The organism is Herbaspirillum camelliae (assembly GCF_001929405.1).
Lineage (GTDB): Bacteria > Pseudomonadota > Gammaproteobacteria > Burkholderiales > Burkholderiaceae_D > Herbaspirillum > Herbaspirillum seropedicae.
The window spans coordinates 4,543,764-4,558,211 of record NZ_KV880769.1; the positions used below are offsets into that span (position 1 = coordinate 4,543,764).

General features: G+C 66.0%; 15 protein-coding genes. 9 read left to right on the plus strand and 6 right to left on the minus strand.

The window, feature by feature from the left end:
* Nucleotides 1–20 precede the first annotated feature (20 nt).
* A complete protein-coding gene (locus BGK68_RS20290) occupies nt 21–884 on the minus strand; it encodes a pirin family protein (protein ID WP_075258574.1) in 864 nt (287 codons plus the stop codon).
* A gap of 92 nt (nt 885–976) precedes the next feature.
* Entirely contained in the window at nt 977–1,372 is a 396-nt protein-coding gene (locus tag BGK68_RS20295; protein ID WP_013234511.1) for a DoxX family protein, read from the minus strand.
* 249 nt (nt 1,373–1,621) lie between these two features.
* Between BGK68_RS20295 and BGK68_RS20300 the strand changes: the two genes are divergently transcribed.
* Nucleotides 1,622–2,551: a LysR family transcriptional regulator gene (locus tag BGK68_RS20300; RefSeq protein WP_013234512.1), complete on the plus strand. Its 930-nt coding sequence runs from the start codon at nt 1,622–1,624 to the stop codon at nt 2,549–2,551.
* On the opposite strand, the gene BGK68_RS20305 is transcribed toward BGK68_RS20300, so the two are convergent.
* Nucleotides 2,527–3,558 (minus strand): GlxA family transcriptional regulator, encoded by a 1,032-nt coding sequence (locus BGK68_RS20305; RefSeq protein ID WP_075258575.1) that lies wholly within the window; start codon nt 3,556–3,558, stop codon nt 2,527–2,529. The two genes, BGK68_RS20300 and BGK68_RS20305, sit on opposite strands and share 25 nt — an antisense overlap.
* Nucleotides 3,559–3,589: 31 nt before the next feature.
* A complete protein-coding gene (locus BGK68_RS20310) occupies nt 3,590–4,846 on the minus strand; it encodes an MFS transporter (protein WP_075258576.1) in 1,257 nt (418 codons plus the stop codon).
* 121 nt (nt 4,847–4,967) lie between these two features.
* Here BGK68_RS20310 and BGK68_RS20315 point away from each other — a divergent pair, with 121 nt between their 5' ends.
* The 5 genes from BGK68_RS20315 (at nt 4,968) to BGK68_RS20335 (ending at nt 9,228) form a co-directional block, all read left to right on the plus strand.
* A complete protein-coding gene (locus BGK68_RS20315) occupies nt 4,968–5,498 on the plus strand; it encodes an isochorismatase family protein (protein WP_075258577.1) in 531 nt (176 codons plus the stop codon).
* Between the two features lie 238 nt (nt 5,499–5,736).
* Nucleotides 5,737–6,504: a fumarate/nitrate reduction transcriptional regulator Fnr gene (gene fnr, locus BGK68_RS20320; RefSeq protein ID WP_075258578.1), complete on the plus strand. Its 768-nt coding sequence runs from the start codon at nt 5,737–5,739 to the stop codon at nt 6,502–6,504.
* A gap of 76 nt (nt 6,505–6,580) precedes the next feature.
* On the plus strand, nt 6,581–7,354 hold the full coding sequence (locus BGK68_RS20325; RefSeq protein WP_075258579.1) for a phosphatase PAP2 family protein: 774 nt from the start codon (nt 6,581–6,583) through the stop codon (nt 7,352–7,354).
* A gap of 24 nt (nt 7,355–7,378) precedes the next feature.
* On the plus strand, nt 7,379–8,389 hold the full coding sequence (locus tag BGK68_RS20330) for a diacylglycerol/lipid kinase family protein (RefSeq protein ID WP_075258580.1): 1,011 nt from the start codon (nt 7,379–7,381) through the stop codon (nt 8,387–8,389).
* Complete coding sequence (locus BGK68_RS20335) at nt 8,389–9,228, plus strand: metallophosphoesterase family protein (RefSeq protein ID WP_075258581.1); 840 nt, start codon at nt 8,389–8,391, stop codon at nt 9,226–9,228. Before BGK68_RS20330 ends, BGK68_RS20335 begins: the two co-directional genes overlap by 1 nt.
* Before the next feature lie 27 nt (nt 9,229–9,255).
* Here BGK68_RS20335 and BGK68_RS20340 read toward each other — a convergent pair whose 3' ends face one another.
* Both BGK68_RS20340 and BGK68_RS20345 read right to left on the minus strand, forming a co-directional pair.
* Nucleotides 9,256–10,659, minus strand: coding sequence for a PepSY-associated TM helix domain-containing protein (locus BGK68_RS20340; protein ID WP_083657949.1), 1,404 nt, complete (start codon nt 10,657–10,659; stop codon nt 9,256–9,258).
* 192 nt (nt 10,660–10,851) lie between these two features.
* Nucleotides 10,852–11,076 carry a hypothetical protein gene (locus tag BGK68_RS20345; protein WP_041310778.1) on the minus strand — a complete coding sequence of 75 codons (225 nt, stop codon included), beginning with the start codon at nt 11,074–11,076 and terminating at the stop codon, nt 10,852–10,854.
* A 183-nt stretch (nt 11,077–11,259) separates the two neighbouring features.
* Here BGK68_RS20345 and zigA point away from each other — a divergent pair, with 183 nt between their 5' ends.
* The 3 genes from zigA (at nt 11,260) to BGK68_RS20360 (ending at nt 14,439) form a co-directional block, all read left to right on the plus strand.
* A complete protein-coding gene (zigA, locus tag BGK68_RS20350; RefSeq protein WP_075259918.1) occupies nt 11,260–12,474 on the plus strand; it encodes a zinc metallochaperone GTPase ZigA in 1,215 nt (404 codons plus the stop codon).
* Nucleotides 12,475–12,476: 2 nt separating this feature from the next.
* Nucleotides 12,477–13,388 (plus strand): GTP cyclohydrolase FolE2, encoded by a 912-nt coding sequence (folE2, locus tag BGK68_RS20355; RefSeq protein ID WP_075258583.1) that lies wholly within the window; start codon nt 12,477–12,479, stop codon nt 13,386–13,388.
* 85 nt (nt 13,389–13,473) lie between these two features.
* Nucleotides 13,474–14,439, plus strand: a complete 966-nt coding sequence (locus BGK68_RS20360; RefSeq protein ID WP_083657950.1) for a M14 family metallopeptidase — start codon at nt 13,474–13,476, stop codon at nt 14,437–14,439.
* The last annotated feature ends 9 nt before the right edge of the window (nt 14,440–14,448 follow it).

Consider the following 14,448-nt stretch of genomic DNA (forward strand, 5'->3'; position numbering starts at 1 on the left):
TCGGAAATGCTCAGAAATTCTCAGAAGCGGCCTGCGCGGAAATCATCGATGGCCTGCTCGACCTGCTCGCGGGTGTTCATCACGAACGGTCCCCACTGCGCAATGGGCTCATTGAGCGGCTTGCCGGCGATGAGCAGGAAGCGGCTAGCCTGCTCGGCGCGCACCGTCACACCCGCCGAACCAGGGACATTGGACAGCACGGCCATGCGTCCCGCCTCGGCCGGGCGGGTTTCGCCATCGGCTCCTCCCACTGCCAGGGCGCCTTCATACACGTAGAGGAAAGCATTGTGCGTGGCCGGGATCGGCAGCTCCAGCGTGGTGCCCGCTTCCAGCGCCAGGTCCAGGTAGAGCGGCTCGGTGGTCTCGCGGCGGATCGCACCGTCGGTGCCAAAGGCGCTGCCGGCCAGCACGCGCACCTTCACGCCCGGTTGCGGGGAGGTCTCCGGGATGCCGGCTGCCGGGATGTCCTGGTAACCCGGCTCGGTCATCTTGTCCTTGCCGGCCAGGTTGACCCAGAGCTGGAAGCCGCTCATGAGGCCGTTTTCCTGCTCCGGCAGTTCCGAATGCACCAGCCCGCGTCCTGCGGTCATCCATTGCATGCCGCCTGGCTCCAGCAGGCCTTCGTTGCCGGCGTTGTCGCGATGGCGCATGCGCCCGGCCAACATGTAGGTCACGGTCTCGAAGCCACGGTGCGGATGGTCGGGGAAACCGGCCAGGTAATCGCTGGGTTCGTCGGAATGGAAAGCATCCAGCATCAGGAAGGGGTCCAGACGGCGCTGCAGGTCGTGGGTCAGCACGCGGGTGAGGCTCACGCCAGCGCCATCCTGGGTGGGGATGCCGTTGACCAGGCGTTCGATCTGGCGGGTATAGAGGGAGGTGCTCATCTTCATTCTCCTTGCTGGCTCCCGCCTCTTGGGCGGGAGCGGTTGATTCGGTTGCTGCGGTGGATTCGGTGGATCAGAACTGCCGCTTCAGATCAGCGGGCCTGCTCAGGCTGGGCTTCCGGATCGATGGAGGAAACCAGCAGCAAGGCGCCGATCAGGGCCACGTTTTTGAGGAAGTGGATCATCTGGCCCTGGGCGGCGGCGCCTTCCAGCGTCCAGAAATGGTGGGCCGAGAGGGTTGCGCCCACCGTAAAGAGGGCAATCACCAGCGAGACCGGCCGCACACCTCGGCCGGTCATCAGCAGCAGTCCGCCGCCGACCTCGACCAGGATCGTGGCCAGCACCGCCAGGGTCGGCAGCGGCAGGCCGAGGCTGCCGAAGTAGCCCACGGTGCCGGCAAAGCCGATGATCTTGAAGATGCCGGAAATGACGAACAGCGAAGCCAGCAGGACGCGGCCGATACGGTAGGTGGAGTAGTGGGTGATCATGGTGAGCCTCTCAATGTTGGGTGTGAATGTCTTGGTAAGTGTTCTTGTTCATCTGCCTTGCCATGTGTTGATGTGTTGCATGGCCCCCGGCTTCATGTTTGCGCGCTTGCATTTGCGTTTTGCTGCAGCCAGTGACGACAGAATAGGCAAGTTTCTTCCAACATAAAACTGATTATCTTTTTATAATCATGATCTGATTTTTAGATATAGTTTCATTTCCCCCCACTTCCTCCCCTGCGGGCCCATCCCATGAATATCGAGCGTCTTTCCCTGGATCAGTTGCGGGTCTTCGTGCAAGTGGCCGACAGCGGCAGTTTCCTGGCGGCTGCCCGCAAGCTGGCGCGGGCGCAGTCGGCGGTCAGCTATGCCATTGCCTCGCTGGAAGAGCAGTTGGGGCTGTTGCTGTTTGACCGCAGCGGCTACCGGCCGCAGCTCACCGCGCCCGGCGAGGCGCTGCTGGCCGATGCCCGCCAGGTGCTGGACCATGTGGATTCGCTGCAGGTCAGGGCCAGTTCCTATGCGCGCGGGCAGGAACTGGAGATGGCGCTGGCGGTGGACGTGTTCTTTCCGCTGGATTGCCTGGTGGACTTGCTGCAACGCTTTCGCGCCGCCTTCCCGGCGGTGACGGTGCGGCTGGAGGTGGAAGCCCTGGGCGCGGTGGCCGAACGGGTCATCGATGGCCGCGCCATGCTGGGCATCCTGGGCACTTTGCCGACCACGCCGCCCAACCTGATGCGCATCACCCTGCCCAGCGTACGGCTGGTGGCGGTGGTAGCTCCGCATCATCCACTGGCCAAGGTCAAGGGCAGGATCGCCGAGAAGATGCTGCTGCAGCAGACCCAGTTGGTGCTCAGCGACCGTAGCGAACTGACGGCGCGCCAGGATTTCTCGGTGCATTCGCGCCTGACCTGGCGCATGAGCGACCTGGGCACCAAGCACGCGCTGCTGCGCGCGGGCATGGGCTGGGGCAACATGCCCCTGCATGTGGTCAAGGAAGACCTCGCCGCAGGTCGCCTGGTGAGCATCAGCACCATCCACCACCCGCCGCAGGGAGCCGAATTGCCGATCCAGTGCGTCTACAAGCCGGATCATCGCGCCGGACCGGCGCTCTCATGGTGGCTGGATGCGCTGGCCAACCTGGGCTCGCTGGAAGCTCAGCCGGCAGCAGGTTCTGCCTGAGCCATGCTCAAGGCAGCCGGCGCAGCGGCAAAGCGCTCCCGGTATTGGCCCGGGCTCACTCCCAGCTGGCGCAGGAATACCCGCCGCAGGTTCTGCTCCTCCCCGTAGCCGGCCTGGCTGGCGATGCGCTTCAAGGGCAGCCGGGTTTCCTCCAGGGCGCGACGCGCCGCTTCCAGTCGCATCAGTTCCACGGTGCGCGCCGGGGTGCGGCCGGTCTCGGCCACATACAGGCGGGCAAACGTGCGCGGACTCATGCCGGCCTGGTGCGCCAGGTTCTCTACGCGCAGGTCATCGGCCAGGTGAGCGGCGATCCAGGCGTGCAGCTCGGCAAAGCGCCCTGCTCCGGTCGACTGGGTCGCCAGCGGCGTACTGAACTGCGACTGCCCGCCCGGACGCTTGATGAACATCACCAGTTGGCGCGCCGTGGCGATGGCGCTGGCGTGGCCCAGGTCCTGTTCCACCAGCGCCAGCGCAAGATCGATGCCGGCCGTCACGCCCGCCGAGGTCCAGATGCGCCCCTGGCGGATATAGATCGGGTCGGCATCCACCTGCAAGGCAGGATATCGACGTTGCAACTCCTGCGCCCAGTCCCAGTGGGTGGTCACGCGCAAGCCATCCAGCACCCCGGCCTCGGCCAGGTGGAAGGCGCCGGTGCAGACTGAACAGATCCGCACCGCCGCCTCCGCGTGCTGCCGTATCCAGGCCACCAGCGCGGCATCCAGCGGAAACTGGTCGCCGCTGCTGCCGCCCGGCGAAACCAGCGTATGCAGGTCCGGCGCGACCTCCAGCAGCCTGTCCATCTCCTGCAGCGATTGCGTGCCCACCGGCAATCCGGCGCTGGTGAGGATGGTCCCGCCCTGGGCCGAGACCACGTGCAGGCGATAGACTTCGCGGCCCTGCAGGCGATTGGTGGTGGCCAGCACCTGCATGGGGCCGGACAGGTCGAGCAGGTTCATGCCAGCATAGGCGAGGAAGACGACGCGCCGTGGCGGGTGGACGGAATTCATGGGATGGGCGAAAGAAGACCAGGCAAGGATGTTAGCGCAGCCCGGCTGGCTGCAGCGTGGCGGCGCGCCGCTGCACCATCATCCAGCGCAGCGTGGCCAGGGCCGACAGCAGCAGCACCGGCAGGATGGCCAGGTTGAGCGTCTGCCAGCCAAAGCGCGCCAGCAAGGGTCCTGCCCCGAGGGTGGCCAGCGCCGTGGCGGCATAGCGCAGCAGTTCCGAGAAGCCCTGGGTCTTGGCCCGCTCCGAGGGCGTATAGGACTGCGCCAGCAGCGTGGTGCCGCCAACGAACATGAAATTCCAGCCCACTCCCAGCAACAGCAAGGCCAGGTAGAAGGCCGGCAGGGTCGTCGAGAGCATCGCCACCACGGCGCAGCCCAGGTTCATCGCCAGCCCGGCCAGCAGCACTGGTCCCAGGCCCACGCGCTGCACCAGCCGCCCGGCGAAGAAGGATGGCGCATACATGCCCATCAGGTGCCACTGGATGATGGCGGCGCCGTCATCGATGCCATGATGGCAGGCCACTGCCGCCAGGGGTGCTGCGGTCATGATGAACATCATCACCATGGAACCGGCCACGTTGTTGGCCACCGAGGCCATGAAGACCGGGGTGCGCACGATCTGCCCCAGCGCGCGCGCCGGGGCGGCATCCATCATCTCTGTGCGCACCGTCGCCACCGGCTGATCGCGATAGAACAGCAGCAAGGCCAGCACCGACAACAAGCCCATGGCCGCCACCACCAGGTAGGCCCCGGCAAACAGCGCCGTCGGAATCCAGTCCTTGCTCCACGCCGCCAGCGCCGGGCCCACCAGGGCGGCGATGACACCGCCGGCCAGCACAGTGGAAATGGCGCGGCTCTTGGCCGCCTCCGGCACGGCGTCGGCGGCGGCCAGGCGGTAATACTGGGCAAATGCCTGGAACACCCCCACCAGCGCCGTACCCGCGCAGAAGCTCCAGAAGTGGCCCTGCCACACCGACCACACCGACACCAGCCCGCCCACGCAGCAGCTGGCCGCGCCCAGCACGAAGGACCAGCGCCGCCCCAGGCGCTGGATCAGGAAGGCGGCAAACCAGGTCACCACCGCCCCGGCCACCGTGATCAAGGCAAAGGGCAAGGTCGCCAGGGACTTGTCCGGGGCCAGTTGCCAGCCGGTCAATGCGGTCAGGGTCAGGTCGATCGAGATGGCGCAGGTGAACAAGCCCTGGCAGAGCGCCAGCACGCGAGCATTGCGCGGGCCGGAAGCATCCGGAGCACTGGCCGGGACGGCGGTGGAGGTGGTAATGGTCATGCGATTTGCTCCGGACGGTCTTTGATGGAAAAATTGTCGGAGCGCGCCCAGTTGGCGTCAATGACACAACACCTTCAATTCCTGCCAACCCGCCAGCCCAGCAGCCCAACCAAGAGGCCCCATGCTCATCGATGCCCGCCAATCCGTCCTGCTGATCGTCGACCTCCAGCAGAAGCTGCTGCCTGCCATCCATGAAGGGCCGCAGGTCCTGGCCGAGGCCGTGCGCATGGCCGAGATTGCGCGCCTGCTCGGCGTGCCGGTGCTGGCCACCGAGCAGATGCCGGACAAGCTCGGCCCCAATCATCCCGACATCGCCCGGCTGTGCGAAAGCACGCTGGCCAAGCAGCACTTCGACGCCTGCGCCGATGGGCTGGCGGCCACCTTGCCGCCGCAGGCGCGGCAGATCATCGTCAGCGGCTGCGAGGCGCATATCTGCGTGCTGCAGACCGCGTTGTCGCTGTTGCAAGCCGGCTACCAGGTCTATCCGCTGCTGCAGGCCTGCGGTTCGCGCCGCCCGGCCGACCGCGACGCTGCCTTCGCGCGCCTGCGCGGCGCCGGTGCGGTGCCGGTGACGCTGGAGATGGTGGCCTACGAATGGCTGGGACAGAGCAGCCATGCGCAATTCAGGGAGGTGTTGAAACTGGTCAAATAGACCATTTTTTCCCAGTTGTCAGGAAGATATTCTCACGTAACTGAAAAGTACCTATCTGCGTGAACCGATGAAAGTTTCACTCTCCCTCCCGCTCAATGCGTCAATTTGGCGGGAATTGTGGTAAAACTAGACAGAAAATACAGCAGCGCAGCCGCATGAGATTGTGGTGCAAGCACAAATCATCACGCCAAGCCCTGGCCAGCCGACGCTGCCACAACAAAGAGGAACTCCAACCGTTATGTCCAGCCTACCCGCTTCCACCCACAAGCATTCGCCGCCCCCGGTCAACCTGCATGCGCTGCGCGCCAGCTGTTCGGCCTGCAGCATGCACCAGCTGTGCCTGCCCATGGGCCTGGACCAGGGCGACATGCAGCGGCTGGAACAGGTCATCAACCGCCGCCGCAAGGTCAAGCGCGATGAGACCCTGTATCGCCTCAATGACAAGTTCGACATGCTCTACGCCATCCGCCTGGGCCATTTCAAGACCTTCCAGCACAATCCCAATGGCGGCCAGCAGATCACGGGCTTCCAGATGGCCGGCGAACTGTTGGGCATGGACGCCATCGGCGCCGGTCACCACCTGTGCGAGGCGGTGGCGCTGGAAGACAGCGAAGTGTGCGAGATCCCCTTTGCCAGCCTGGAAGACCTGTTCCGCGACATGCCCACGCTGCTGCGCCAGTTCCATCGCATGATGAGCCTGGAGATCTCGCGCGAACAACGCGTCATGCTGACCCTGGGCAGCATGACGGCGCAACAGAAGATGGCCGCCTTCCTGCTCAATCTCTCCAGCCGCTACATGAGCCGCGGCTATTCCTCCACCCGCTTCCAGCTGCGCATGACGCGCGAGGAAATCGGCAACTATCTGGGCCTGGCGGTGGAAAGCGTGAGCCGCCTGCTGACCAACTTCAAGAAGACCGGCGTGATTGAGGTCAACCACCGCGACGTCGAGCTGTGCGACCTGCCGACCCTGCGCGCCGTCGCCCTGGGCAACGATCCCTGCGCCTGAGGCGAACTGAACCAGCCCTTAGCCAGCACTGAGCCGGCCTTGCCGCATCCCCCGCGGGAGACGCTAGAATGGGCGGATGACAGAACGACATCTCTCCGCCCCCCGCTCCCCCGGCGCCTTCAAGCGCTTCCTGCGCGCCCGCCTGGCGCGTGACCATCATCTGGGCCTGCCGCTGAGCACGGGTCTGTTGGCCGTGCTCTCCACGGCCCTGCTGTTCGCGCTCATTGCCTATGAAGTCCATACCCATGGCGCGCTCACGCGCCTGGATCAGCAACTGGCCGACTGGTTCAACCAGCGCGCCTTCTCTCCCCTGACCGAACTGGTGCTGGGCTATACCCATCTGCACGGCACCATCGGTGTGCTGGTGATGGGAGGGCTGCTGTTGCGCCACATGGTGCGCGCGCGCCAGTGGCCGTGGGTGATCGACCTGCTGCTGGTGTTGCCAGGCGGCATGCTGCTGAACTACCTGCTCAAGCATCTGTTTGCGCGGCTGCGCCCCAGTTTCGAGGATCCCCTGCTGGTGTTGCACAGCTACAGCTTCCCCAGCGGCCACACCATCGGCGCGACCTTGCTCTACACCATGGTGGCGGCCTATGTACTGAATCAGCCCGCGCTCTCGGACGCCCTCAGCCGACGCCTGGGCGGCGGCCAACGCGGCGTGCAACTGGCCGTCGTCGGCGCGGCCCTGCTGATGGTGGCGCTGACGGCCTTCAGCCGCGTCTATCTGGGCGCGCATTTCCTCAGCGATGTTATGGGGGCGATGCTGCTGGGAACGGCCTGGTTCGCGCTCTGGACCACGGTGGTTTTCACACTGCAGCGGCACTATTACGGCGGCACACGCTCCAACTGACTTTCCCACTCTCACAAGCTGCGGATGCCAGACCAGAACACGACCAGCCCTTCACCTCCCCACCCGCAGGCCCGTCCCGACGTGGTCGCCGTCATCAATGCCAAGGCCGGCGGTGGCCACGCCAAGGAACTGGCCGCCCACATCAGCGCAGAATTCGCTCGCCACGGCCGCAATGCCACGGTGCACCTGGCCAGCAGCGGCGAGGACATGCTCGCCACGGCGCGCCAGGCAGTCCGTGACCGGGTGCCGGTGGTGGCCGTGGGTGGTGGCGATGGCAGCGTCAATGCGGTCGCATCGACGCTGCTGGCCGACCAGCACTGCCAGAGCGCCCTGGGTGTCTTGCCGCTGGGAACGCTGAACCACTTTGCCAAGGACCTCAACATCCCGCTGACGCTGGAGGACGCCATCGCCAACATCGCCAGCGGGCGCCGGCTGCGAGTCGACAGCGCCGAGGTCAATGGCGTCGCCTTCATCAACAATTCCAGCCTGGGGCTGTATCCGGACATCGTGCGCGAGCGCGAAAAGCAGCAGGCCCGCCTGGGCCGGGGCAAATGGCTGGCCTTTACCTGGGCCGCCATGGGCGCGCTGCGGCGCTATCCCTTCCTGCGCGTGCGCCTGTCCATCGATGGGCAGGAACACTGGCGGCGCACCCCCTTTGTCTTCATCGGCAACAATCCCTACCTGATGAGCGGCCTGGACATCGGCAAGCGCTCCAGCCTCACCGAGGGCTGCCTGAGTCTCTACGTCTGCCACCACACAGGTCGCTGGGGTTTGCTGCGCCTGGCCCTGCATGCGCTCTTCGGACGCCTGCGCCAAGCCCATGACTTCGACATGCTCACCGCCACCGACATCCACATCGAGACCCGCAAACGCCGCATGCGCGTGGCCACCGATGGCGAGGTGCAGCTGATGCAGACACCGCTGTCCTACCGTATCCGTCCGGCCTCGCTGGAAGTGATCGTGCCGCAGGCGCCGGCATCGACGGCAAGCTCGCCGACAGGCGGCCTGCTGGACAAGCTGTGGGGAGAATCCTGATGCGCCGCGTGATCCATCTTTCCGACCTGCATTTCGGCCGCACCGACCCGGCCATCATCGAGCCGCTCATTGCCCAGATCCACGAGCTGCAGCCCGACCTGGTGGTGGTCTCGGGCGACCTCACCCAGCGCGCACGCAGCGGCCAGTTCCGACAGGCGCGCCAGTTCCTGGATGCCTTGCCCAAGCCCCAACTGGTAGTGCCGGGCAATCATGACGTGCCGCTGTTCAACGTGGCTGCGCGGATGCTGCAACCGCTGCGCAAGTACAAGCGCCATATCACGCCCGATCTGCAGCCGCTGTACGTGGACGACGAGATCGCCGTGGTCGGCATCAATACTGCGCGAGCGCTGACCATCCAGCACGGCCGCGTCAATGACCAGCAGATCGAGCTGGCGCGACGTGAACTGGCAGCGGTAGGCGATCACCTGGTCAAGATCATCGTCACCCACCACCCCTTCGACCTGCCGGCCGGGCCGCAGCACCATGGCCTGGTCGGCCAGGCCTTGCCAGCCATGCGCGCCTTTGCGCTGTGCGGCGCGGACCTGCTGCTGGCCGGTCATGTGCATGCCAGTTCGGCCATGAGCAGCGCCGCACGCTACCGCATCGCCGGCTATTCGGCGCTAGTCGTGCAGGCGGGGACAGCCACCTCGACCCGGGGCCGGGGCGAGGCCAATTCCTTCAATGTCTTGCAGATCGAGGCGCACCAGATCGTGGTGCACCGCCTGGGCTGGCGCGCCGAAGAAAGAGCCTTCGGGCTGGATGCGTCGCAGACCTTCGTGCAACGCGGCAGCGAATGGTTCGAACAACTGGCCGACGGCCAGATTGCGACCGATCCCTGATCTCGGTGCTCTCCGTGATCCGCTTGCTCAGCGCCTTGCGCGCCGATAACGGATCACATCCACCAGCAGGAATACCAACAGGCTTGCACCCATCAGCGGCAGATTCCAGCCCAGCAAGAGCGCCAGCAGCAACACGCTGGCGCGCTGGGCCAGCGACATCTGCATGAACGCCGCCGACAGCGGCACCAGGCTGGCCCCGGCAGCCGGACGACGGCGCCACCACATCAGGTAGCCCAGCGCGATCAGGCCCGTCAAGGCGATACCGAATGCGGCCATCAGGATCTGGTTGGCCACGCCGAAGAGCACGCCCATATGGGCATCCACGCCCCAGCGGATCAGCTTGGCGATCAGCGGGAAACTGGCAAAGTCGGCGCGGCTGGTGATGCGCATGCGGTCGGCATCGATGGCCACTGTATCGACCTGGGTCGGCCAGGAGCGGTCCACCTCGCGCACCACCCAGGCTTGCTGCGCCGCGCGCGGCGGGCGGATCTCGATCTCGGTCGCGTCGATGCCGCCGGCGCGGGCAATCGACTGCACCATGTCAAAACGGGCCGGATCATCCACCGCAGGCATGGCCATCGCCATGCCATGGGCGGCCATATGGTCGGCGTGCTCGCCCATGCTCATGGCTGGCGCGCCCGGCTGCAACTGGGTCGAGACCGATGGCGTGATCCAGCCCAGTTGGGCGCGCATCAGGTTGACCCGTTCACCGGCCCAGCGCGACCAGGTCAGGCCGGTGGCCGAGAAGAACACCAGGCCGATCACGATCCATAGGCCCACCAGCGCATGCAGACGCCGCGCCGTCAAGGGGCGCGAAGCCTGCGCGCGGCCACGGGCGCGAGCGCGCCACCACAGCCATACTCCGCCCAGCGCCCCCAGCCAGAGCCAGGAAGCGGCCAGTTCACTGTAGTTGCGGCCCAGCTCGCCCAGCATCAGGTTGCGATGCAGGTAATCCAGCGTGGTGCGCAGCGGCAGCACGCCGCTGGTGCCATAGACGACCAGGTCGCCGCGCACCTGCAGGCTCACCGGATCGACGAAGATGGCGCGGCTTTCCGAATCGCCCAGGCCAGGCTGGCTGAACATGACCCGTGTATTCCAGCCCTGCCCCTTGGCCGGCCGCACCGCGAACAGGCGCGCCTGCGGGCCCAGGAAAGCCTGGGCCGCCTGCACCTGGGCGGCCAGCGGCTGGGTCGGACCTTGTGAGGCATTCCTGAGCTGGGTGGCGTACAGGTGCGACTCGATCTGGGGCGTGAGCACATAGAGCGTGCCCGTCAGCGCCGCTACCAGGATGAAGGGACCGACGAACAGGCCGATATAGAAATGCATGCGCAGCAGCAGCGCTTGCAAGGCGGTGGCGCTTTGCCGGCGTGCAGCAGCCTGGGCCTGGTTGGCCGGCTGGAAGGAGTGGGTGGTCATGGAAGGAAGGCGCATCTGGCGCGCGCGGGCTGGCTGACGGGAAGCGCGCATTGTAGGTCTTGGCGGTCTGGCTGCGAATGCGGCAATTTGTCGCAGCGGGGTCGCCGCGCCAATGAAAAAGAGCCGCCGGATGCCCCTGCGGCTCTTGCCTTGCTGCCAACGGTAGAACGGTGGGCGCAGCCATGGGCGCGCGCCCCTGGGCTGGGCTTACAGCGGGTTTTCGTCGATCCAGTCGCCCGAGAAGTCGAGGATGTAGGCAATGGCCTCGTCTTCGGTATCGAATTCATTGGTGGGCGCCTTGCGCTGGTAGCGCAGCTTGCCGCTGCCGTCCTTGCCCTCGTGAATCACGAAGCAGGCCATGAATTTACCGTTGTCGAGTTTCCTGAGTTCTGGAATGACGGCGTTTCCCCGGTACGGGAAGATCTGGGACATGTAAGACACCTCCTTGTTGCGAGGCGCAATGCTAGCACATGCACGAAAGGCCGGCCGGCGCAGCACCAGGCGACGCCTTTATTTGCAACTTGGTTGCATTTATGAGATATTCGCAACTCTGTTGCAAAAATGGATTGCCCACCCGGTTCAATCCTCCCTTCCCGCCATCCATTGCTCATCGCCATGACCTCCTCCCAACGCCAGGCCGCTGACCGCCGGCTTCCCGTGACTGTGCTCTCGGGCTTCCTCGGCGCAGGCAAGACCACCCTGCTCAACCACATCCTGCACAACCGCGAGGGCCGCCGCGTGGCGGTCATCGTCAATGACATGTCCGAGGTCAACATCGATGCCGCGCTGGTGCGCGATGGCGGTGCTGACCTTTCCCGCACCGAGGAAAAACTGGTGGAGATGAGCAATGGCTGCATCTGCTGCACCCTGCGCGAAGACCTGCTCATGGAGGTGCGCAAGCTGGCCCGCGAGCGCCGCTTCGACCAGCTGGTCATCGAGTCCACCGGCATCTCCGAACCATTGCCGGTGGCCGAGACCTTTACCTTCACCGACGAGGATGGCGCCAGCCTCTCGGACGTGGCGCGGCTGGACACCATGGTGACGGTGGTGGACGCCTTCAACTTCCTCAAGGACTACAGCTCCCAGGACAGCCTGGAGCAGCGCGGCCAATCGATGGGCGAGGAAGACAACCGCACCGTGGTGGACCTGCTGATCGAGCAGATCGAATTCTGCGACGTGATCGTACTCAACAAGCTGGACCTGGTGGCAGCGGACGACCTGGAGCGCCTGCACGCCATCTTGCACAAGCTCAATCCGCGTGCCCGCATCGCGCGCGCCGAATTCGGCAAGGTGGCGCTGGAGCAGGTGCTCGACACTGGCCTGTTCGATTTCGAGCAGGCCAGCCAGGCCCCCGGCTGGCTGCAGGAACTGCGTGGAGAGCACGTGCCCGAGACCGAGCAGTACGGCATCAGCAGCTTTGCCTGGCAGGCGCGCCGTCCCCTGCATCCGCAACGCTTCTTTGACCTGATCAACACCGAATGGCCGGGCGTGGTCCGTTCCAAGGGTTTCTTCTGGCTGGCCTCGCGACCAACGCAGGCAGGCTCGTGGTCGCAGGCCGGCGCGGTATGCCGGCACGGGCTGGCCGGCAAATGGTGGGCGGCCGTACCCCGCGAACAGTGGCCGCAAGACCAGGAGTCGGTCGATTTCATCCTGGCGCACTGGGACGAAAACGTCGGCGACGCCCGCCAGGAGCTGGTCCTCATCGGCATGGCCATGGACCAGGAGGCCCTGCGCGCCCGCCTGGACGCCTGCCTGCTGAGCGACGCCGAGATGGCCCAGGGGCCGCTGGGCTGGGCGCGCATGCGCGATCCTTTCCCGCTGTGGGGGTGAGCATGGCTGCAGTCCTGCCCGACGTGGCGCGCGAAGAACGCGCCAGCATTGCCTTGCCACTGGACTGGGTCGGCATGCACGGCATCGCCCTGCCCGTGCGCCTGGACAGCGGCCAGATCGTGCCGGCCAGCGCCGAGATCGCGGTGGACCTGCCCCATGCCCAGGCCAAGGGCATCCACATGTCGCGCCTGTACCTGCTGCTGGATCGATTCGCAGCCCAGGCCACGCTCAATCCTGCGGCGCTGCACGCCCTGCTGGACCAGATGCGCGCCAGCCATGCCGATTGCGGTTCGCGCGCAGCCTCGCTGCGGCTGGATTTCGCGCTGCTGCACCAGCGCGCGGCGCTGGTCACACCGGAGCTGGCGGGATGGAAGAGCTATCCCTTCACGCTGGGGGCCGAGCTGCTGCAAGACCGTCTGCAACTGACGCTGCAGGTGCGCATCGCCTATTCGTCCACCTGCCCCTGTTCAGCGGCGCTGTCGCGGCAAGCGCTGCAAGACGCCTTTGCCAGCGAGTTCGGGCCGCACACCACGGTGGCCCAGCCGGCCGTGCTGGACTGGCTGGGGCGCCATGGCAGCCGCGCCACGCCGCACAGCCAGCGCAGCTATGCCGACCTGGGCGTCACGGTAGCGCAGGAGGCGGCCGAGCTGCCCTTGCTGGCGCTCATCGACACCGCCGAACAAGCCTTGGGCACCGCCGTGCAGACCGCAGTACGGCGCGCCGACGAGCAGGCCTTCGCCCTGGCCAACGGCGCCAACCTGATGTATGTGGAAGATGCCGCCAGGCGGCTGCGGCAGGCCGTGGAGACGCGTTTTGGCGCTTGCGCGATCAGGGTCAGCCATGTCGAGAGCCTGCACGCGCACGACGCCGTGGCGGCGACGGCTTCACCGGGCTGGTCGGGCCAGTTGCGCTGACATCCAGGTCGCCTCGCTGGGGCGCTGGCCCTCGGGGAAGAACCGGGGTATCGTGATGGTCCGTTTTGCGTAAATGATTTAGATGATGTCCACCTTGCTGCCCTCTTCCCTGCAACGCTTCCAGTATGCTGCCTTCCAACCCGGTCCGCGCCTGCTGGTGCTGGGCGCCGTCCACGGCAACGAAACCTGCGGTACGCAAGCCATCACGCGCCTGCGGCAAGAACTCGACAGCGGCCAGTTGCACCTGGCACGCGGCCTGCTGACGCTGGTGCCGGTTACCAATCCGCTGGCCTATGCGCGCCATCAGCGCCAGGGCGAGCGCAACCTCAACCGCAACCTGCGCCCGCATCCGGACCCGGCCAACTTCGAGGACCGCCTCTGCAACGTGCTCTGCCCCTGGATCGACGAGCACGAGGTGCTGCTGGACCTGCATTCCTTCCACACCGGCGGCGTTCCCTTCGCCATGCTGGGCCCGCAGGACAATACCGGCGAGGTCGAACCGTTCGCCCTTGCCGCCGCCGAGCAGCGCATGGTGGCGCACCTGGGCTGCCAGCGCGTGGTGGAAGGATGGATGAGCGCCTATGTCCGTGGCGTGCAGCGCCGCCGCCAGCAAGGCCGTGCGGTCTCGCCCGATCTGCTGGATACGCAATATGGCGTGGGCACCACCGAATACGCGCGCGGCCGTGGCCTGTATGGCGTGACGCTGGAATGCGGGCAGCACGACGACCCGCAGGCGCCGGAAGTGGCCTATCAGGCCATCCGCCAGACGCTGGCCCTGCACGGCATGATCGAGGCGCCGCTGGCCCCGCCTGCCGACGGCATCGAGATCATCCGGCTAGTCGATGTGATCGACATGGACCATCCTGAGGACCGCTTCCAGCGCGAATGGGCCAGCTTCGACCGCGTGCGCGCCGGCGAGCTCATCGGTCACCGCCACGATGGCGCAGCAGTGACAGCGCCGGGCGATGGCTACATCGTCTTCCCCAACCCGCGCGCGCTGCCGGGCAATGAGTGGTTCTATTTCGGCGTGGACAGCGAGCGTCGTCTCTGACCCTGCCTG

Bases quoted from the DNA above. Each gene is read 5' to 3' on its own strand.
- BGK68_RS20290 (WP_075258574.1), bottom strand. From the start codon at position 884: ATGAGCACCTCCCTCTATACCCGCCAGATCGAACGCCTGGTCAACGGC.
- BGK68_RS20295 (WP_013234511.1), bottom strand. From the start codon at position 1,372: ATGATCACCCACTACTCCACCTACCGTATCGGCCGCGTCCTGCTGGCT.
- BGK68_RS20300 (WP_013234512.1), top strand. From the start codon at position 1,622: ATGAATATCGAGCGTCTTTCCCTGGATCAGTTGCGGGTCTTCGTGCAA.
- BGK68_RS20305 (WP_075258575.1), bottom strand. From the start codon at position 3,558: ATGAATTCCGTCCACCCGCCACGGCGCGTCGTCTTCCTCGCCTATGCT.
- BGK68_RS20310 (WP_075258576.1), bottom strand. From the start codon at position 4,846: ATGACCATTACCACCTCCACCGCCGTCCCGGCCAGTGCTCCGGATGCT.
- BGK68_RS20315 (WP_075258577.1), top strand. From the start codon at position 4,968: ATGCTCATCGATGCCCGCCAATCCGTCCTGCTGATCGTCGACCTCCAG.
- fnr (WP_075258578.1), top strand. From the start codon at position 5,737: ATGTCCAGCCTACCCGCTTCCACCCACAAGCATTCGCCGCCCCCGGTC.
- BGK68_RS20325 (WP_075258579.1), top strand. From the start codon at position 6,581: ATGACAGAACGACATCTCTCCGCCCCCCGCTCCCCCGGCGCCTTCAAG.
- BGK68_RS20330 (WP_075258580.1), top strand. From the start codon at position 7,379: ATGCCAGACCAGAACACGACCAGCCCTTCACCTCCCCACCCGCAGGCC.
- BGK68_RS20335 (WP_075258581.1), top strand. From the start codon at position 8,389: ATGCGCCGCGTGATCCATCTTTCCGACCTGCATTTCGGCCGCACCGAC.
- BGK68_RS20340 (WP_083657949.1), bottom strand. From the start codon at position 10,659: ATGCGCCTTCCTTCCATGACCACCCACTCCTTCCAGCCGGCCAACCAG.
- BGK68_RS20345 (WP_041310778.1), bottom strand. From the start codon at position 11,076: ATGTCCCAGATCTTCCCGTACCGGGGAAACGCCGTCATTCCAGAACTC.
- zigA (WP_075259918.1), top strand. From the start codon at position 11,260: ATGACCTCCTCCCAACGCCAGGCCGCTGACCGCCGGCTTCCCGTGACT.
- folE2 (WP_075258583.1), top strand. From the start codon at position 12,477: ATGGCTGCAGTCCTGCCCGACGTGGCGCGCGAAGAACGCGCCAGCATT.
- BGK68_RS20360 (WP_083657950.1), top strand. From the start codon at position 13,474: ATGTCCACCTTGCTGCCCTCTTCCCTGCAACGCTTCCAGTATGCTGCC.